Origin of the sequence: Streptosporangium sp. 'caverna' (assembly GCF_003203775.1) — a bacterium.
GTDB classification, from domain to species: domain Bacteria; phylum Actinomycetota; class Actinomycetes; order Streptosporangiales; family Streptosporangiaceae; genus Streptosporangium; species Streptosporangium subroseum.
Window position 1 is genome coordinate 50,390 of the sequence record NZ_CP029711.1, and the last position, 17,961, is coordinate 68,350.

At 68.4% G+C, this 17,961-nt stretch carries 17 protein-coding genes; 12 read left to right on the top strand and 5 right to left on the bottom strand.

Annotation, left to right across the window (positions count from 1 at the left end; translation table 11 throughout):
- The first annotated feature begins 6 nt into the window (after nucleotides 1-6).
- The gene (locus tag DKM19_RS00240; protein ID WP_110693956.1) at nucleotides 7-717 is read left to right on the top strand and encodes a type II secretion system F family protein; all 711 of its coding nucleotides are present in this window, start codon (nucleotides 7-9) and stop codon (nucleotides 715-717) included.
- 457 nt (nucleotides 718-1,174) lie between these two features.
- Entirely contained in the window at nucleotides 1,175-1,756 is a 582-nt protein-coding gene (locus DKM19_RS00245) for a type II secretion system F family protein (protein ID WP_110693957.1), read from the top strand.
- A 341-nt stretch (nucleotides 1,757-2,097) separates the two neighbouring features.
- On the opposite strand, the gene DKM19_RS00250 is transcribed toward DKM19_RS00245, so the two are convergent.
- Nucleotides 2,098-3,126 (bottom strand): GlxA family transcriptional regulator, encoded by a 1,029-nt coding sequence (locus tag DKM19_RS00250; RefSeq protein WP_110705390.1) that lies wholly within the window; start codon nucleotides 3,124-3,126, stop codon nucleotides 2,098-2,100.
- Between the two features lie 125 nt (nucleotides 3,127-3,251).
- Here DKM19_RS00250 and DKM19_RS00255 point away from each other — a divergent pair, with 125 nt between their 5' ends.
- Together DKM19_RS00255 and DKM19_RS00260 are read left to right on the top strand one after the other, a co-directional pair.
- A complete protein-coding gene (locus DKM19_RS00255; protein WP_110693958.1) occupies nucleotides 3,252-4,136 on the top strand; it encodes an NAD(P)-dependent oxidoreductase in 885 nt (294 codons plus the stop codon).
- A 2-nt stretch (nucleotides 4,137-4,138) separates the two neighbouring features.
- A complete protein-coding gene (locus DKM19_RS00260) occupies nucleotides 4,139-4,771 on the top strand; it encodes a maleylpyruvate isomerase N-terminal domain-containing protein (RefSeq protein ID WP_110693959.1) in 633 nt (210 codons plus the stop codon).
- A 23-nt stretch (nucleotides 4,772-4,794) separates the two neighbouring features.
- Here the strand turns inward: DKM19_RS00260 and DKM19_RS00265 are convergent, their stop codons facing one another.
- Together DKM19_RS00265 and DKM19_RS00270 are read right to left on the bottom strand one after the other, a co-directional pair.
- Nucleotides 4,795-5,025, bottom strand: a complete 231-nt coding sequence (locus tag DKM19_RS00265) for a hypothetical protein (RefSeq protein ID WP_110693960.1) — start codon at nucleotides 5,023-5,025, stop codon at nucleotides 4,795-4,797.
- A 149-nt stretch (nucleotides 5,026-5,174) separates the two neighbouring features.
- The gene (locus DKM19_RS00270; protein WP_089208975.1) at nucleotides 5,175-5,378 is read right to left on the bottom strand and encodes a cold-shock protein; all 204 of its coding nucleotides are present in this window, start codon (nucleotides 5,376-5,378) and stop codon (nucleotides 5,175-5,177) included.
- A 754-nt stretch (nucleotides 5,379-6,132) separates the two neighbouring features.
- On the opposite strand from DKM19_RS00270, the gene DKM19_RS00275 reads away from it, so the two are divergent.
- The 3 genes from DKM19_RS00275 to DKM19_RS00285 all read left to right on the top strand — a co-directional run bounded on the left by DKM19_RS00275 (nucleotide 6,133) and on the right by DKM19_RS00285 (nucleotide 7,431).
- Nucleotides 6,133-6,369: a DUF4244 domain-containing protein gene (locus DKM19_RS00275; protein WP_110693961.1), complete on the top strand. Its 237-nt coding sequence runs from the start codon at nucleotides 6,133-6,135 to the stop codon at nucleotides 6,367-6,369.
- Nucleotides 6,370-6,413: 44 nt separating this feature from the next.
- Nucleotides 6,414-6,767, top strand: a complete 354-nt coding sequence (locus DKM19_RS00280; protein ID WP_239514011.1) for a TadE family type IV pilus minor pilin — start codon at nucleotides 6,414-6,416, stop codon at nucleotides 6,765-6,767.
- Nucleotides 6,768-6,975: 208 nt separating this feature from the next.
- The gene (locus tag DKM19_RS00285) at nucleotides 6,976-7,431 is read left to right on the top strand and encodes an Rv3654c family TadE-like protein (RefSeq protein WP_369987724.1); all 456 of its coding nucleotides are present in this window, start codon (nucleotides 6,976-6,978) and stop codon (nucleotides 7,429-7,431) included.
- Nucleotides 7,432-7,767: 336 nt separating this feature from the next.
- Here the strand turns inward: DKM19_RS00285 and DKM19_RS00290 are convergent, their stop codons facing one another.
- The gene (locus tag DKM19_RS00290; RefSeq protein ID WP_369987726.1) at nucleotides 7,768-10,020 is read right to left on the bottom strand and encodes a DEAD/DEAH box helicase; all 2,253 of its coding nucleotides are present in this window, start codon (nucleotides 10,018-10,020) and stop codon (nucleotides 7,768-7,770) included.
- Between the two features lie 253 nt (nucleotides 10,021-10,273).
- Between DKM19_RS00290 and DKM19_RS00295 the strand changes: the two genes are divergently transcribed.
- The 5 genes from DKM19_RS00295 (at nucleotide 10,274) to DKM19_RS00315 (ending at nucleotide 16,678) form a co-directional block, all read left to right on the top strand.
- Nucleotides 10,274-10,624, top strand: a complete 351-nt coding sequence (locus DKM19_RS00295; protein WP_030916965.1) for an STAS domain-containing protein — start codon at nucleotides 10,274-10,276, stop codon at nucleotides 10,622-10,624.
- Nucleotides 10,625-10,626: 2 nt separating this feature from the next.
- On the top strand, nucleotides 10,627-11,073 hold the full coding sequence (locus tag DKM19_RS00300) for an ATP-binding protein (protein WP_089208970.1): 447 nt from the start codon (nucleotides 10,627-10,629) through the stop codon (nucleotides 11,071-11,073).
- 430 nt (nucleotides 11,074-11,503) lie between these two features.
- On the top strand, nucleotides 11,504-13,837 hold the full coding sequence (locus DKM19_RS00305) for a sodium-translocating pyrophosphatase (RefSeq protein WP_110693965.1): 2,334 nt from the start codon (nucleotides 11,504-11,506) through the stop codon (nucleotides 13,835-13,837).
- A 180-nt stretch (nucleotides 13,838-14,017) separates the two neighbouring features.
- A complete protein-coding gene (locus DKM19_RS00310; RefSeq protein ID WP_239514013.1) occupies nucleotides 14,018-14,512 on the top strand; it encodes a histidine phosphatase family protein in 495 nt (164 codons plus the stop codon).
- Nucleotides 14,513-14,578: 66 nt separating this feature from the next.
- Entirely contained in the window at nucleotides 14,579-16,678 is a 2,100-nt protein-coding gene (locus tag DKM19_RS00315; protein ID WP_110693967.1) for an FUSC family protein, read from the top strand.
- Here DKM19_RS00315 and serB read toward each other — a convergent pair.
- Entirely contained in the window at nucleotides 16,659-17,882 is a 1,224-nt protein-coding gene (gene serB / locus DKM19_RS00320) for a phosphoserine phosphatase SerB (protein ID WP_110693968.1), read from the bottom strand. The genes DKM19_RS00315 and serB overlap by 20 nt on opposite strands.
- Nucleotides 17,883-17,961: the final 79 nt, after the last annotated feature.

The following is a 17,961-nucleotide window of genomic DNA, read 5'->3' on the forward strand; positions in this document are numbered from 1 at the left end:
GTCGTCATGACGGTGATGGCACTGATCCTTGCCACCCTGGCGGTGTGGCTGTGGACGGGCTCCGATCCTGGGGCGGCCCGGTTGAGATGGATGTGGACACAGCATCGCGGCTCGGGCGAATCGCGTTCTCTGCGTGAGAGATTCACCGGCCGTTCCCGGCCTTCCAAGCGCACGCATGCCTGGCGAACCGCGTCGATCGAGCTGTGCCAGGCGTTCGCGGCCGAACTGGCAGCCGGCCGGACCGCCGGCGAGGCGCTCGCACGGGCCGTGCCGGCCGCGGAGTTTCCCGATTCCGTGGCGATGCGCCCACTGATCGCGGCAGCGAGAGACGGCGGCGATGTCCCTGCGGCTCTGCTCGCCGTGGCCCCGGAGCGCGGCGGTGAGGCCTTCCGCCGGTTGGCCGCCTGCTGGAAGGTGAGCATGACCGCCGGGGCAGGCCTGGCCCTTCTCGTCGACCGGGTGGCCGATTCGCTCAGAGAGGCCCAGGCCCACCGTCAGGATGTCGCCGCCCAGTTGGCCGGCCCCCGGGCCACCGCCCGTCTACTGGCCGGGCTCCCGGTGCTGGGCCTGCTGATGGCGGCGGGGCTCGGTATGCGACCGCTGCACTTCCTGCTCGGCAGCCCGGCGGGGGCAGGCTGCCTGCTTCTGGGCCTCGCACTCGACGCCTGCGGTCTGTGGTGGACCCACCGCCTGGTCACTCGCGCAGAGGAGACCTGATCTCTCACCGGTCGGTGCCGGGCAGCATTCCGGCCCGTGGATGAGACCGCCGAGGTGGTTGCTGAGGCGGCCGAGGTGATTGAGGCGGTTGTGAGGATCGGACGACCGCCTGCGGCTCGTGGTTATCGTCTCCGGCTCGTGGTTGAGGTGATTGTGAGGAGCGAAAGAAATGATCATTTTGCTTGCCACGGTGCTTGCCGGAATCGCCGGGTGGTTGTGGATCACGCCCGGTGACCCTGCCGTCCGGATCCGCCGAGCTCGAAGACGATCGCCGTCTTTGGAATTCCCTTCTTCGGGAGGGACCTCTGGACCTCTCGGACCTCAGGGGATACGACCAAACCTTCAAGGGACGCGACCAAACATGGAGGGGCCCTCGTTCTCTCCGTGGGCGGCATCCTCTCCGCATCTGGCGGGCCGGGAGCCGCTCGGAAGGCGACGACCGAGCCGGAGCGAGGTGATGGTGGCGTCCGCCGCCGGGCTGATGGCGGCTCTGGCCGTCGGCGGAACGCCGGGGCTCGTCGTGGGGGTGGTTGGCTTCGCGACCGTGTTGGTGGTCGTGCGGAGGCGGGAGCCACCCGAGTTCCGCCGGCAACGTGCTCGGGTGACGGCGGATCTGCCCCTGGCGGCCGATCTCATGGTTGCCTGTCTCCGTGCGGGACAGCCGATCAGCGGGGCCATCGGTGTCACGGTGGAGGCGATCGGCGGGCCGCTCGGTGACCGGCTGGCCTGGGTGAACGGACAGTTGAGGCTGGGTGCCGCGCCGGAGAGCGCCTGGCAGGTCCTCGCGTCCGAGCGCTTGCTCGCTCCCCTGGCACGCACGATGATCCGGGCCGCGCTCAGCGGAGCCCCGGTGGCCGATGTCCTCACCAGATTGGCCGATGACTCACGCCAGGCCGCCCGCGCCGCGTCGTCGGCGGCGGCCCAGCGGGTGGGGGTCCAGGCTGTCGCTCCGCTGGGTCTCTGCTTCCTGCCGGCCTTCGTCTTTCTCGGAATCATCCCCGTCGTGGCCGGCCTCGCCGGGGAGGTGCTGCTTCCCTGAGTTATCCACAGGGCTTCCTCGAACGATTCCAGGTTGTCCACAGGAAAGCATGGGTCTGTGGATAAACAATCAAGGCTCATTCAAGCAACGGCGATGGGTTCGCATGGAGCCGCAAGTCCCCTGGGGAGACTCGGGTGTGGCTTCGGCCACACGGGCTACCGCAGGACGACCTCCTGAGTCTCCTGGGCATCCTGATCGCCGGTGTCCGCGGTGCCACTTCCACCCGGCGGAGCCGTCTCTGCCGCCGGCATTGTCACCGGGAACCGAACCATCGCGGTGCCGACCACCTCCCACTCTGCGACGCATGAATCTCGTGAGGCGAGCGAGGCCACACCTGTCCCTCAACGCGTCTGTTCTTCAAACGGCGGGGGTGACTCGGACGTCGCCCGAGGGAAGGCCCGCCGGTAGTCGCCTGGCGACACTCCGACCTGTTTGAGGAAATGGTGGCGGAGGTTGTTCGCCGTGCCGAGCCCGCTCAGTTCCCCGACCTTCTCAATCGGCAGGTTCGTAGATTCCAGCAGACCCTGTGCCCGCACCAGGCGCTGATTGAGGAGCCACTGAAGCGGGGTCGTTCCTGTGGCGGCCTGGAGCCGCCGATAGAACGTGCGTGAGCTCATCGCTGCTCGTCGTGCCAGGTCCTCGACCGTCAGCGGTCGATCCAGGCGTACTCGGGCCCATTCCAGCACGGGCCCCAGCCCTTCATCGTCGGTGGCGGGCACGGACAGGTCGATGAACTGTGCCTGCCCGCCCGGTCGGTGGGCGGGCACCACCATCCGACGGGCCAGTTGGTTGGCGACATGCGCGCCCAGATCGCGGCGCACCAGGTGTAGACAGAGGTCGAGTCCCGCGGTCAGCCCGGCGCTGGTGAGCACATCGCCGTCGTCCACGTACAGCACCGAGTCGTCGACCCGTATCTTCGGGTAACGCTCGGCCAGTTGCGCGGTGTGCATCCAGTGGGCGGTAGCACGGCGGCCGTCGAGCAGTCCCGCCTCGGCGAGCGCGAAGGCGCCGGTGCACAGAGAGACCATGCGGGCGCCCGCGTCGTGGGCGCGGCGCAGGGCCGTGACCAGCCCCTGTGGCAGTGGCTTGCCGTCCTCGACGCAGGCGTCGGGCACCGAGGACACGATGACCGTGTCCGCGCCGGCGAGGTCGTCGAGCCCGTAACGGGTCCGCAGCGCCAACCCGAATTCGGCTGCCGGGTTGCTCTCCGGTCTCTCTCCCGTACCGCACAGTCGCAGGTCGTACCAGGGGTCGGCCAGGTCGGGCTGCGGCTTTCCGAAGACCGTGCAGGGAATGCTCAGCTCGTACAGATCCCACGAGGGAACCTCTATGCCCTCGGGCACGACCACCGCGACGGAACCGGCACTCATGCCTCGAGGGTATGGCAGGAATTTGGTGTCCGCCGTCATCCCTGTCACTGTTCCTGGCCGCCGCGTGCTGCGAGCGTGGTTCGTAGACGATCAACTGCCACAGGCGGACGACAAGGAGCCGGGACATGACTGCTGAACAGACGGCCGTAACCGTCATCGGACTGGGTTCGATGGGTTCGGCACTGGCCGCCGCGCTGCTGGATCGGGGCCATCCGACCACGGTGTGGAATCGCTCGGCGCACAAGGCGCAGACACTGGTAGAACGGGGCGCCCGCCGGGCTGTGACATGTGAGGAGGCGATCGCGGCGAGCCCGCTCACCATCGTGTGCGTACTGGACTACGAGGCGTTGCACACCATCCTCGACCCTGTCGCAGGCACTCTCGCCGGCAAGGTCCTGGTCAATCTCACCTCCGGCTCCCCGGAGCAGGCCCGCGAGGCCGACGCGTGGGCACGGTCGCACAGCGCCGACTATCTCGACGGAGCGATTATGACCACCCCACCGGGTGTCGGCGGTTCGGAGATGATGTTCTTCTACAGCGGTTCGCCCGCCGCCTTCGAAGCCCATCGGCCGACCCTGGCGACGCTGGGAGACCCGCTGCACCTAGGAGTGGACCCGGGCCTTGCCTCTCTCTACGATGTCGCGCTGCTCGGCCTGATGTGGTCCACAATGACCGGCTGGCTGCACGGCACCGCGCTTGTGGGCTCGGAGAAGACGGAGGCGACGACCTTCACCCCCATCGCGGTCCGCTGGCTGACCGCCGTGGCCGGCTTTCTGACCACGTACGCGTCCCAGGTGGACGCCGGTCGCTACCCGGGTGACGATGCCACCGTCGATGTACAGATCACTGCAATCGACCACCTCATCCACGCCGCGGCGGCGCGTGGCCTGGACAACGCGCTGCCCGAACTCCTGAAGGCCACCATGGAACGGGCCAAGGCCGCAGGCCATGGCTCCGACAGCTACGCAAGCGTGATCGAAGTCCTGAAGAGCCCGGCGGGCGGAGAGTGACTATGACACCGACAGTCACCGCGAGTCCCTCGTCGGACCCGCTGCCCGCCATCGGAGCCGGGCCATGGCCGGACCTGTTGCGTGCCGCAACCGACGACTGCCTGTCCGTCCTCATGGAGGGAGCCGACCAGGACTGGTCACGCCTCGCCGGCGACCTCGACTGGAGCTGCGGTCAGACTCTCGACCACCTCGCCCTCGGCCTGGTCGGTTATGCGGGCCTGCTCATCGCCCGCCCCACCGATCGCTACATCACCCTCTTCGCCTCGCTCGACCCCCGAGCCCCCGTTCCCGCCCGCATAGAGGGCATTCGCATCGCGGCCTCCCTCCTCACCTCCGCGGTCCGCGATACGACTGCGGACGCACGGGCCTGGCACCCCTGGGGCCAATCCGACGCCACCGGTTTCGCAGCCATGGGAATCGTCGAACTGGCCGTCCACACCTACGACATCACTCGTGCCCTCGGCCTTTCCTGGACGCCGCCCGCAGGCCTCAGCGCCGCCGTTCTCGCTCGCCTCTTCCCTGAGTCCCCACTTGGACACGGGCCTTCCGACAGCCTCCTGTGGTGTACGGGCCGCCTCCCACTGCCTGGGCTGCCCCGGCGCGTGAACTGGCAGTGGGACGGCACCGTACGCTGACCCGGTTCCGGCCTGGAAGAAAATCATCCCCATGGCTCGTCGATGGTCCACAGCTTGTCGATGCCGCCAATGGCCGGCACTGCCGTCGGCGGATCGCAGCCCTCGGCAGCCTCGCGGTAGGCGGCGGACGCGCGGGTGAAACAGCCGAATCGGGTGTCGGGCCGCGCGGGTGAGTAGCCACCGAGGATTTCGCCGACCTTCTTCCGGGCGGGGCCGCGATCCGATACGGGTAAGCGGGCCTTGGCCGACCTCACCGCCCGCGTCCACGACGAGATCGCCGATTCCCGCTACTGCCATACCGTCTTCGGGGGTCTCCTCAGGCTTCACGCCGGTCGTCCTGGAAATGAGTCTGGGCCCCTACCGCCAGAGCGGTAGGGGCCCAGATCAGAGGTCGGTGCGTTGCTTACAGCGCGGTGACCTGCTCGGCCTGCGGGCCCTTGGGGCCACGCGTCGTCTCGAACACGACGCGCTGGTTCTCCTCGAGGCTGCGGTAGCCACCGGTGGTAATCGCCGAGAAGTGCACGAACACGTCTGCACTACCGTCGTCGGGGGCAATGAATCCAAAGCCCTTTTCGGCGTTGAACCACTTCACGGTGCCTTCAGTCAACTGCTTCTCCTATTAAGGGGGAGCCTCACCACATCACCAAGTCGGTGATACGGGGCTGCACGCGGACCGCATATTGCGTCCGCCGAAATATTCGGAGAAGCAAAAAAGCCCGCTGTCAGGGAACTTCCCGCGGCGCTTCAGACAGAGCAAACGTACGAGGAAACTAAGACTGCAACCCTTCAAAGCTACTCGGCGCTCGCGAGCCATGTCAAACAAGAACGTGATCAAGCACGACGGTGCGACCGGATGGGTCCGATCCTCGTCGTTCCAGATTCTGGAACCGTTGTTCCGGATTCTGGAACTGATCGACACGATCATGATCTGGAACGGATGGACACGGTCGTCGAATCGAGTTTCGACAGGGCCATGAGGTTGGAGACCACCGCTCAATCTGTGCCCCGGAACCCGAAACGGGATTACTCCTACGTGCAACCGTGGCCTGGGCCTCGAAACGGGATTGCGCTCACCATCCCGACCTGCTCGCCATCCCAATCCGACCTGTGGGTCGGAACCTCGAAATTCAACGGCAACGCGCGGCACCGGATGGCTCCTCGGGCCCCGGGTCTGACGCGTAGCGCGACCGGACGTCTGTGTGCCCTGCCGATGATGCCGCAGGTCGGCCGGTCAGTCGCTGTGGACAACCGGAAGTTGTCCCCAGAACGCCGTTCGGGTCAACGGGGTCGTGGGGCCGTGGGGAAACCTGGCTGGACCGACGCCGGGCACTGGGCCCGGCTGGGATTCCCAGGAGGAAACGATGGGTCAAGTGAGCGCCGGCCGCACCCGGTGTGATCGGCTGCGATGGTTTCGGGCGCGCTGGGCGTTGCTGACCACCGGTCCACACCGTGATCGGGGCATGTCCACCGCCGAATACGCGGTCGGCACGATCGCCGCCTGTGCCTTCGCCGCCATCCTCTTCAAGGTGGTGACAAGTCCCGAGGTTCAGCAGTTGATCACGGGCCTGATCAACCGGGCACTGAACGTGGCCGGATGATCCTCGTGGCACCGGCGGCTTCCCATCGCCGATCGAGGGGATCGGTGACCGTGGAGACCGCCGCGGTGCTACCCGCCCTCATGGTGGTGCTGGCAGCCGGATTGTGGGCCGTGGCGGCGGTCGAGGCGCAGCTCGAATGTGTGGACGCGGCGCGGGCGGGTGCTCGGGCCGCCTCACGGGGCGAGGCTCTAGAGCGCGTTCGGGGCGGCGTTCTGGCCGTCGCCCCGGCGGGTGCGCGAGTCGTGGTGACGCGGAGCGCGGAGGTCGCCCGGGTGGAGGTGTCCGTGAGTGTCAGACCTCGCTGGGGCGCCTCGCTCCCGAGCGTCACCGTTCATGCGGCTGCGATGTCCGCCACCGAACCCGGTGTGATGTCCGCCACCGGGCCTGGCGAGGAGTGACGGCTGAGCCCGGTGCGATGTCCGTCACCGGATCCTGTGGATCTGTCATCGAATCCCGTGTGACGTATGTCACCGAGCCCGATCGGATCCGTCACCGAATCTGATGGAAGCGATCGCCCTCTCCGGCACCGAGCCCGATGTGACGTTTGCCATGGTGACGGCTGTCTCCGGCACCGAACCATGAGGAGGGAGACGGATGGAGTCGGCGATGAGAGGCCGCCGGTGCCACAGGGAGGCGGGGAGGAGATTGGGCCGGGAACAGAGCGGACACCGGAAGCAGGCCGGACATCGGAACGGGGCGGACACAGAGCGAGGGTCGGCCACGATCTGGATGGTCGGGCTCATGGCGTTGATCTTCGCGATGGCGTCCGCGGTCGCCTTCACCGGGATGGCCAGGGTGGCGCGTCACCGGGCGCAGAGCGCCGCCGATCTGAGCGCGCTCGCCGCCGCGAGACTGGCCTTCGCCGATCCGAACCGCGGTTGTGCTGAGGCGTCCTCGCTTGCCGTGGGCAACGGGGCGAAGGTCACACGCTGTTCCATCGACGGTGACGGCATCGCTGACATTCAGGTGGCCCTACGGCTTTTGTTGCCTGTGGCGGGCGGGGTGACCGTCATGGCCGATGCACGTGCCGGGCCTGTTCACATCTCCGATTTCGCCGACTGAGAAAGGGATCCGAACAGAAGTGATGAGTCCTTCGGAAGAAAGGTCGCGATCGAGCGGCCGACCAGGACGACGTTTCCCTACCTCGGCTCCCGATCCCGGCGGACGCCGTCGTTTTACGAGCACTCCCCTCCTGGCTGGAGGAGTTTTACGAGCACTCCCCTCCTGGCTGGAGGAAGCGACATAGGGTCACGGCCCGCGGCGGCAAACGCAGCGCTTCCATTCACGGTCCTGAGGGAGCAGGCGTGGGGCCCACGGTCCGTGAGCAATATGGGGCTCCACCGTCATGAGCTTTCGGGTGACCGAAATGTCGGGTGCACTGGATGTGACCTGCTTCGATCATGCCTCGCGCGGGTCGATGGAGAGCAGGACGGCGAGGAGACGGAGTGCTCCGGTCTTGTCCAGAGGCTCGTTGCCGTTGCCGCATTTGGGCGACTGGATGCAGGAGGGGCAGCCCCGTTCGCACTCGCATGAGGCGATGGCCTCGCGAGTGGCGGTGAGCCAGTCGCGGGCGCGGGCGTAGCCACGTTCGGCGAAGCCGGCGCCGCCTTCGTGGCCGTCGTAGACGAAGACGGTGAGCAGCCCGGTGTCCGGGTGGAGTTCGGTGGAGACGCCGCCGATGTCCCAGCGGTCGCAGGTCGCGAACAGCGGTAGCAGGCCGATGGAGGCGTGTTCGGCCGCGTGGGCGGCTCCGCCGAGATCCAGGCCGTCCCCGGCCAGAGGGGTGATCGCTGAGGCGGGAAGCGTCCACCAGACCGCGCGGGTCCGCAGCGTGCGCGGAGGCAGGTCGAGAGGCTCGTCACCGAGGAGTTCGCCGCTCTGGGCGCGACGCTTGATGTAGGAGACCACCTGGCTGGTGACCTCCACCGAGCCGAAGTGAAGCTCTCCGGGGCCGAGCGGGTGCGAGCGAAGGGATTCGATCACCGAGATGTCGGTGACGTCCCTCGCGAAGGTCGTGTATTCGGGTGTCCCGGCCTCGAGCAGGGCGACTTCCGCCTCCAGGTCGAGCTCGGTCACCAGGAACGATTCTCCCTGATGCACGTAGACCGCGCCGGTGTGCACGGACATGTGGGCCGAGGGCTCGTCCACGGTGCCGAGCAGCCGGCCGGTGGACGTCTCGACGAGCTGGACCGGAGCGCCTCCTCCTCCCCGGATGTCGGCGAGGTCGGTGGCCCGGTCCCGGCTGGTCCAGAACCAGCCCGTGGCGCGTTCTCTGAGCAGGCCGGCCTCGACCAGGTCTGAGAGCACCTGCTTGGTGGCCGGTCCGAAGACCTCGAGGTCGTCATGGGTGAGGGGGATCTCGGAGGCGGCCGCGCACAGATGCGGCCCCAGCACGTAGGGATTGTCGGGGTCGAGCACGATCGCCTCGACGGGCCGGCCGAACAGGGCCTCGGGGTGGTGGACCAGGTAGGTGTCCAGGGGGTCGTCCCTGGCGATCAGCACCGCCAGCGCGTCCTGCCCGTCCCGTCCCGCCCGCCCGGCCTGCTGCCAGAGTGACGCCCGGGTTCCCGGCCAGCCCGCGATGAGCACGGCGTCCAGCCCGGACACGTCGACGCCGAGCTCCAGCGCGTTGGTCGTCGCCAGCCCGAGCAGGTCTCCCGACCGCAGAGCCTTCTCCAGTTTCCGGCGGTCCTCCGCCAGATATCCGGCCCGGTAGGCCGCCACCTTGTCGGGCAGTTCCGCCGGTGCGCCCACGTCGATGACGAGGTCCTGGAGCCTGGCCCGGGTGGTGAGGGCCACGGACTCGGCGGCACGGCGGGAGCGGACGAAGGCCAGGGTGCGGACGTCGGCGATGACGAGGTCGGCGAGGAGGTCGGCGCTCTCGGCGGTGGCGGGACGGCGGAGGGGTGCGCCCCCCTCGCCGCGCAGGCCGGTCAGGGGCGGCTCCCACAGGGCGAAGGTGGTTGCGCCTCGGGGAGAGGCGTCCGTGGTCACCTCGGCCATTTGAAGGCCCGTCAGGCGCATTGCGAAAGTTCCGGGCTCGCTGGCCGTGGCCGAGGAGAGCAGGAAGGTGGGGCTGGAGCCGTACCGGGCGCAGATCCGGCGCAGGCGGCGCAGGATCTGCGCCACGTGGGAGCCGAACACGCCTCGGTAGCCGTGGCACTCGTCCACGACGATCATCCGCAGCCGCCGCCAGAAGGCCGACCACTGGGCGTGGCGGGGCAACAGGGTGCGATGGATCATGTCCGGGTTGGTCAGGACGTAGTTGGCGTGCCTGCGGATCCAGGCCCGTTCCTCGAAGGAGGTGTCGCCGTCGAAGGTCGCCGCGCGGAGTTCGGGCAGGTCGAGCTCGCCCAGTGAGCGGAGTTGATCGGCTGCCAGCGCCTTGGTGGGCGACAGGTAGAGGACCGTGCCGCCGTCGAGCACCGACGAGAGGGCGGGCACCAAGTAGGAGAGGGACTTGCCCGAGGCGGTCCCTGTGGCGATGATCACGTTTAGGCCGTCGTGAACCAGGTTGGCCGCCTCGGCCTGATGCGGCCACAGGCCGGAAATACCGTGGTTCGCCCAGCGCGTAACCAGACGTTCATCGACCCAGTCCGGCCACTGAGTCTCGCCCGCCTGACGTGCGGGAACGTGCTCCACGTGTGTCACACGCTCGCGACGTGCGGGAACGTCGAGCAGGTGGGTGAGAGCGGTGCCCGCTCGAAGGGAAGAGGATGAGGGCGGAGTCACTGGTTTCCAGTCTCACATCTGTGGGCAGAGTCGCCGGGAATCGTGATTTCGTATAGACACTGAGCGTACGCATGGTTGAATGCCGCGCGTCGGGGCTTGTCATCCGGGGGTCACTCGGTCCCAGGAGGCACGTCCGAATTGGTACTTTCGCAGGCAAGGCGCTGGAGGATCTGTGGATCTGAAGTTGGACCACCATTCCGAGGACCGTCTCACCATCGTTGAGGTCGAGGGTGAGATCGATGTCTACACTGCGCCCAGATTGCGTGAGCTCCTGATCGACCTGGTCAACAAGGGGAATTTCCACCTGCTCGTCAACATGGAGAAGGTCGACTTCCTTGACTCCACGGGCCTTGGTGTCCTGGTCGGCGGGCTCAAGCGAGTTCGGGCGCACGATGGCTCACTGGAGCTGGTCTGCACCCAGGAGCGCATCTTGAAGATTTTCCGGATTACCGGACTGACCAAGGTCTTCGGGATCTACGCCTCGGTTGACGAGGCCAAGGAAGCCCACGGTCGAGACAAGTAGTCGTGGCTACCGTCGAGCTGACGTTCAGCGCTCTTCCCGCACATGTGCGCACGGCACGTCTGGTCGCCACGGCGATCGCCAGGCGCACCGGTGTGGAGGAGTCGCTGCTGGACGAAGTACGGCTCGCTGTCGGTGAGGCATGCTCACGGGCCGTGGAGGCACATCGCCTCCACTGCCCGGGAGAGCCGATCCGTATCGAGCTACGAGATGACTTGGGGCGGTTCGAGGTGACAGTCACCGACTCCGCGCCAAGTGACGAGCTGGAGCAGGATCGCGGATTGTTACGGTTCGACGATCCGCTCGGGCAGCTCCCTGACACCCTGATGTCCGGATTCGGCATTGCGGTCATCGCGGGGCTGGCCGACGACGTTCAGGTCTACCCGAGTCAGAAGGGCATGCGCATCCGCATGAGCTGGCCCGCGGCGACCAACGGCCTGCCTCCGATCTGACAGACGACTCCAGCAGCCGGGCGCGTCCGCTTGCGGGCGCGCCCGGCTGTTCGTCTGCGTATCCCCATTTTCGGTCAAAACATAATTTGTATATAAGCAGACCGAAATGGCCATGAAACTGGGTTGTAGGCCTTGATGTGGCGGCGTAAATGCCCTTATAAGCAGGTCGGTCGGCGAGGGCTTAGCTGACGCGTTGTCAATTGGCCGCCGGGAGAGGCTTTATATCCGCGTCCTCGCTGCGTAGACTCCCGGCACCGGCCAAGGTTTGTCCTTCGGAGCGGCCCATGACGGGCCGAATCCGGTGGGCGTCTGCGGACGCAACTGGAAGCGGCAGTGCGAACCACCCCGGATGTGCGCCGCTCCGCCCGCTTATACCTATTGCAGCGCACTCCGGGCAGGACGTGGTTCCCGTCTTGCCAAGGAGAGTCGGATGTCTGTGCTCCACCTCGCCGCTGTCGAAGAGCCAGCGGTATCCCTGAGCGGTTCCCATTTCAACATTGTGATCGTGGTCGCCGTCGTGGCCCTGCTCGCACTTGGCGTCGCAGGCGCCCTGGTGCGGGAGGTGCTCGCCGCCGATCAGGGCACCGAGCGTATGCAGAACATCGCGCGAGCCGTACAGGAAGGGGCTTCCGCGTATCTGACGCGGCAGTTCCGGACGCTCGCGGTGTTCGTCGTACTGATTCCTTTCCTGCTGTACCTCCTACCGGCCGAGTCGACCAGCGTGGCGATCGGCCGATCGGTGTTCTTCGTGATCGGTGCGCTGTTCTCCGCACTGACCGGTTTCATCGGCATGTGGCTCGCGGTCCGCGGAAACGTCCGTGTCGCCGCGGCCGCCCGTAGTGCCGGCGAGAAGGTCGCCATGCGGATCGCCTTCCGCACCGGTGGCGTCGCGGGCATGATCACTGTCGGTCTCGGCCTGCTCGGCGCGGCCATCGTGGTGCTCGTCTACGGAGGCGACGCTCCGGCGGTGCTGGAGGGCTTCGGCTTCGGTGCCGCCCTGCTCGCCATGTTCATGCGAGTGGGCGGCGGCATCTTCACCAAGGCCGCCGACGTCGGCGCCGACCTGGTCGGCAAGGTCGAGCAGGGCATCCCGGAGGACGACCCGCGCAACGCCGCCACCATCGCCGACAACGTGGGCGACAACGTCGGTGACTGCGCGGGCATGGCCGCCGACCTGTTCGAGTCCTACGCGGTCATGCTGGTCGCCAGCCTCATCCTGGGCAAGGTCGCCTTCGGCGTCGAGGGCCTGGTCTTCCCGCTGATCGTTCCGATGATCGGTGTGCTGACCGCCATCATCGGCATCTTCGTCACCGCTCCGCGCAAGGGTGACCGCAACGCGATGGCCGCGATCAACCGTGGGTTCTTCATCTCCGCGGCCATCTCGGCGATTCTCGTCGCCGTCGCGGCCTTCCTCTACCTGCCGAGCAGCTTCGCCGGGCTGACCGGCGTGAGCCCGGAGGTCGCCGCGATCACCTCCGACCCGCGTCTGATCGCGATCGGCGCGGTGCTCATCGGTCTGGTGCTGGCGAGTGCCATCCAGGTCCTCACCGGCTACTTCACCGAGACGAACCGTCGTCCGGTGAGGGACATCGGGGAGAGCTCCCGCACCGGTCCCGCCACGGTCATCCTGTCCGGCATCAGTGTCGGCCTGGAGTCGGCGGTCTACTCCGCACTGATCATCGGAGGCGCCGTCTACGGAGCCTTCCTGCTCGGGTTCGGCAACGTCACCATCGCCCTGTTCGCCGTGGCACTGGCGGGCACCGGCCTGCTGACCACGGTCGGTGTGATCGTGTCGATGGACACCTTCGGCCCGGTCTCCGACAACGCCCAGGGCATCGCCGAGATGTCCGGCGACGTCCAGGGTGAGGGCGCACAGGTGCTCACGTCGCTGGACGCGGTGGGCAACACCACCAAGGCCATCACCAAGGGCATCGCGATCGCGACGGCGGTGCTCGCCGCGACCGCGCTGTTCGGCGCGTTCCGTACGGCGGTCGAGACCCAGCTGACCATCGCGAGTGCGAGTGTGAAGGAGGCGCTGGGCTCGTTCGCGTCGTTCAACCTGAGCGTCGACTCCCCGAACGTGCTCGTCGGCCTGATCATCGGTGCCGCGGTGGTGTTCATGTTCTCCGGTCTGGCGATCATGGCGGTCGGCCGTGCGGCCGGGCGGGTGGTCTTCGAGGTCCGCGAGCAGTTCCGCACCAAGCCGGGAATCATGGCCGGTACGGAGCTGCCCGACTACGGCAGGGTCGTGGACATCTGCACCCGCGACTCGCTGCGGGAGCTGGCCACGCCTGGCCTGCTCGCCGTACTGACCCCGATCGCCGTCGGTTTCGCCCTCGGTTACGCGCCGCTCGGCGCGTTCCTCGCCGGCGCCATCGCCTGCGGCACGCTGATGGCGGTGTTCCTGGCCAACTCCGGTGGCGCCTGGGACAACGCCAAGAAGCTGGTCGAGGACGGCCATCACGGAGGCAAGGGTTCACCGGCTCACGAGGCCACCATCATCGGTGACACCGTCGGTGACCCGTTCAAGGACACCGCCGGCCCGGCGATCAACCCGCTGCTCAAGGTGATGAACCTGGTGGCGCTGCTGATCGCTCCCGCCGTGGTGACCTATGCCGACAACGTGGGGCTGCGGATCGGCGTCACCGTGCTCGCGGTCGGCGTCGTCGTCGCCGCGGTGGTCATCTCCAAGCGTCGTTCGGCGAGCATCGCCCCGGCCGAGGAGAGCCAGACGGATCGCGAGCCGGAGCAGATCTCCAGCTGAGCGAGGTGTGACGGGAGGGGTGCACGGGGGCGTGCACCCCTTCCGCATGTGCGGACGACCCCGGTGGGAAACTGGGCCCATGGAAGAACAACCCTCCGGCGGTAAGACGCTCCTCCTCATCCTGCTGGCGATGGTCGTGGTGTTCGCGGTGATCGCGGGTGCGGCCATCTGGGCGTCGGGGTGACGGCGCGCACGCTCATCGTCCTGCGGCACGCGAGGGCGGCTCAGGTTCCCGGCCTCCCGGACAGGGAGCGCCCTCTCACCGAGCGCGGCGAACACGACGCCCGCCGGATCGGTGAGGCGCTCACCGGCATGGACCTCCGGCCCGACCTGGTGCTCTGCTCGCCGTCGGCGCGGACCAGGCGGACCGCCGAGCTGGCCCTCTCCGGGGACGGGGCCACCCCCTCCGGCGCGGACATCGTGTTCGAGCCGGTCATCTACGAGGCCTACTCCGATGAGCTGCTCACGCTGATCCGGCGGAGCGACCCCGAGGTGCGCACGCTGATGCTGGTCGGCCACAACCCCGGCATCCACCACCTGGTCCAGGGCCTCACCACGGAGAACGGCGACTTCGGCTTCCCGCCCGGCGCGTTCGCGGTCATCGAGATCGACGACGAGTGGGCCGGGCTCGACGTGGGACGCGGCGTCAGCCGCTGGAGCCCGGGCGACCACTGAACATCCGATAACGGGGCAGGAAGGTCAGGAAGGGTACGACCTCCCGTCGTCGGGATCGGGGGTGGCATGCGGAGGATCGTCAAGGCGCTGCGCTGTGACTTCGAGATCTCCGGGCGTCCCGCATGGGGATACGGCCTGATCTGCGCGCTGGGCGTCTGCCTCCCGCTGTTGCTCGGCGTGCTGTCCGGCCACGTCCACGAGGGCGCCGCGACGGCGCTGGGCGGCTACCTCGCCGTCTTCGGCGACGCCCCCGGCCTGCCGTACGGCGAGCGCGTCCGCAAGCTGCTCCTCGCCACGGTGATGGTCACCCTCGGCGTCGGCCTCGGCGGATTGATCCAGCCCTATCCCTGGCCGGCCGCCGTCGTGGTCGGTCTGGTCGCCGCGGCCAGCGTCTACTGGGCCGTGCTCGGCATTCCCGCGGTGCTCGCCGTGGTCCTCGCCTACTTCGCCCCGTCCGGATTGAGCCTGCCGCTCCACATGGCGGTCACTGCGGCCGGCGGCCTGCTGGTCACGCTGCTGGTCGTGGTGGTCTGGCCGGTGCGCCGCCTTCAGCCGCTCCACAGGGCGCTGCGGAAGGCCGGTACGGCTGTCGCCGACCTCCTGGCCTCGGAGGGCAGGACCTCGCTCTCGGACGAGAGCAGGGAGCTGCTGCAGCGCCAGGCAGGCATCGCGCAGAAAGACGCGGCCAGGGCGTTCTCCCTCTACCGGGTCTCGGACGAGGACGAGAATGAGAACGACCACTCCCCGGAGCGGTTGCTGGCCACGCTGACCCGCGTCCTCCACGAGACCGTCGCGCTGCGCGTGCTGCGAGCGGCGGCCGCAACGGCGGACATCGGGACGGGATGGACCGATGAGCTGGATGAGGCGGTCGAGGCACTGGCCCTCGCGCTGCGGGAGGCGGTGACGTCCGGCAGTTCGGCCGCGGTGCCCGAGGCGCTGGCCGCCGCCAAGCGCTTCGCCGACCGGACGGAGGAGATCCGCAGGGACGTCGACGCGGATGGTGAGGGGCTGACCGGGGTCGTGCTGCTGGGGCAGATCTGCCGGGGTCTGGACCGGATCGGGATGGCCGTGCGGTCGGTGGCGCAACAGATGGCCGAGGGGCTTGACGTCGCGGTGCGCCTGCCGAGGTTCGGACGGCCGGGAAAGCCGGTGTTCACGACCGGCTCCGACCCGATCCGGCGGGGGCTGGCGACGATCATGGCCATGGGGCTGATGCTGCTGGTTCACGAGCACTACGCCAAGTGGTTCGTGGTGACCGTGACCGTCAGCCTCCGTCCGGCCTACCAGGACACGGTGGACCGGGTACTGCTACGGGTCCTGGGCACGGCCGTGGGCGCGATGGGCGCGGCGCTGGTGCTCGCGATCGCGCCGGGTCTCTTCTACCTGATCCTGTTCATCGGGATCTGCGCGGCACTGGGGTTCGCGTTGCGCGGATCCTGTTACGGCTGCTGGGCGATGTTCTCCACGCCGCTGTCGCTGATGCTGTCCGACTTCTCCCTGCCGCTCAGCTGGGACGCGGCGGTGGCCAGGGTGGCGCTCACGATCGCCGGCGGGGCGCTGGCGCTGCTCTTCGCCCGGCTGCTGTGGCCCAGGGAGAACCGGGCACTGCTGACCGGCAGGATCGTGGACATGCTGGAGAAGCACGCCTCGCTGGTGCGGTCGCTGGCCGACCAGGGCCCCCGCGAGGTGCGTGCCGAGGTCGACTCGGCGGCCGACGCCGGGGATCGGCTCACAGAGTCTCTGGACCGGTTGGACAAGGAGCCGGGGGGCAGCGCGCCACGGAGGCTCAGGGACGCGGTGACGGCGGCTCAGAGGCTGCGGGACAACGCGCTCACGCTGCTCGCGGTGCCGCCGCCCGGAGCGGAGCCGGGGCCCACGGTGACGGTTCTCGACATGGTCGCGGATCGGCTGGAGAGGGTCGCGGAGGCGGTCAGGGCGGAGCGGCCCGAGGAGCCGCCCGATGATCTGGACAGCGTCCTCGACGAGCTCGGCGCATACGTGGACGGGCTGGCCGCGCGCCGCATGGAAGAGCTGGCCGAGGGGACCGCCGACCGGATGACCGGGGTGCGCGAGGGGATCAGACACGCCGCGGCCGCCCAGCCGCCCCTGCGGGGCCTGAGCGCCGAGGCCGTCCGGCTGGCCTCGCTCAGCGCTCCGCGACGGTGACGCCGTCTTCGGCGTCGGCGTCCTCGACCTCGGCCCGAGGAATGCCGAGCAGGTAGAGGATCGAGTCGAGATAGGGCACGTTCACCGCGGCGTCGGCGGCCCGGCGGACCACCGGCTTGGCGTTGAACGCGATCCCCAGACCCGCCTTCGCGATCATGTCCAGGTCGTTGGCGCCGTCGCCGATCGCCACCGTCTGGCTGATGGGGATCCCCGCCTCCAGCGCGAAGCGCTCCAGCGCCCGCGCCTTCCCCGGCCGGTCGACGATCTCGCCGATGACCCGCCCCGTGAGCAGGCCGTCCACGACCTCCAGGGTGTTGGCCGCCGAGTAGTCGATCCCGAGATCCTTGACGAGGGCGTCGGTGAGCTGGGTGAACCCGCCGCTGACGATCGCGAACCGGTAGTCGAGCCGCTTGAGCGTCCGCACCAGCGTGCGGGCACCGGGAGTGAGCACGACCTCCTCCCGGACCTTCTCGAAGACCTCCTCGCTGAGGCCTTCCAGCAGCGCGACCCTGCGGCGCAGCGACTCGGCGAAGTCGAGCTCGCCGCGCATCGCCTCCTCGGTGACCCTGGCGACCTCCTCCAGGCAGCCCGCGTGCGCCGCCAGGAGCTCGATCACCTCGCCCTGGATGAGCGTGGAGTCCACGTCCATCACGATCAGCCGCTTGGCCCTGCGGTGCAGGCCGGTCCTCTGCACGGCCACGTCGACCTGCTGCGTGTGCGCCTCGACGGCCAGCTCGGCCCGGAGCGTGTCCGGGTCGGCGCCGGAGACGGCCAGCTCGATGCAGGTCACCGGGTAGTTGGACAGTCGTTCGATCCGGTCGATGTTGGCGCCTGCCGCGGCGATCCGCCCCGCGATGCCCGCCATCGCGGCGGGCTGGAGGGGCGCGCCGAGCACGGTGATGTGAAGCCGCCCGCGTCGCCGCCTCTCCTTGGGATCGGAACCCGTGGACAGCTCCACCTGCAGACCGAGGTCCTCGGCGCTCCGCTCCACGGCGGTCCAGAGCGCGCCGAGGGTGCCGCCGGTCCCGGTCGGGGCCTCGCCGGCGTAGGAGACGAGGATGCCGAGGGTGAGCCGGCCACGGATGACGACCTGCTCGACGTCGGCGACGACGACGGGGAAGTTCGACAGGACCGAGAAGAGCCGCGAGGTGACGCCCGGTCGGTCCGGGCCGGTCAACGTGATCAGAAGCGTGCGCTGGTTCATCGTTCCCTACGCTACTTGGCTCTGGAATCGATCGTGAATGTGGTTCATCATCCGGACGCCTGAAGTTCGCGGACACCTC

Bases quoted from the DNA above. Each gene is read 5' to 3' on its own strand.
- DKM19_RS00240 (WP_110693956.1), top strand. From the start codon at position 7: ATGACGGTGATGGCACTGATCCTTGCCACCCTGGCGGTGTGGCTGTGG.
- DKM19_RS00245 (WP_110693957.1), top strand. From the start codon at position 1,175: ATGGTGGCGTCCGCCGCCGGGCTGATGGCGGCTCTGGCCGTCGGCGGA.
- DKM19_RS00250 (WP_110705390.1), bottom strand. From the start codon at position 3,126: ATGAGTGCCGGTTCCGTCGCGGTGGTCGTGCCCGAGGGCATAGAGGTT.
- DKM19_RS00255 (WP_110693958.1), top strand. From the start codon at position 3,252: ATGACTGCTGAACAGACGGCCGTAACCGTCATCGGACTGGGTTCGATG.
- DKM19_RS00260 (WP_110693959.1), top strand. From the start codon at position 4,139: ATGACACCGACAGTCACCGCGAGTCCCTCGTCGGACCCGCTGCCCGCC.
- DKM19_RS00275 (WP_110693961.1), top strand. From the start codon at position 6,133: ATGGGTCAAGTGAGCGCCGGCCGCACCCGGTGTGATCGGCTGCGATGG.
- DKM19_RS00285 (WP_369987724.1), top strand. From the start codon at position 6,976: ATGAGAGGCCGCCGGTGCCACAGGGAGGCGGGGAGGAGATTGGGCCGG.
- DKM19_RS00305 (WP_110693965.1), top strand. From the start codon at position 11,504: ATGTCTGTGCTCCACCTCGCCGCTGTCGAAGAGCCAGCGGTATCCCTG.
- DKM19_RS00315 (WP_110693967.1), top strand. From the start codon at position 14,579: ATGCGGAGGATCGTCAAGGCGCTGCGCTGTGACTTCGAGATCTCCGGG.
- serB (WP_110693968.1), bottom strand. From the start codon at position 17,882: ATGAACCAGCGCACGCTTCTGATCACGTTGACCGGCCCGGACCGACCG.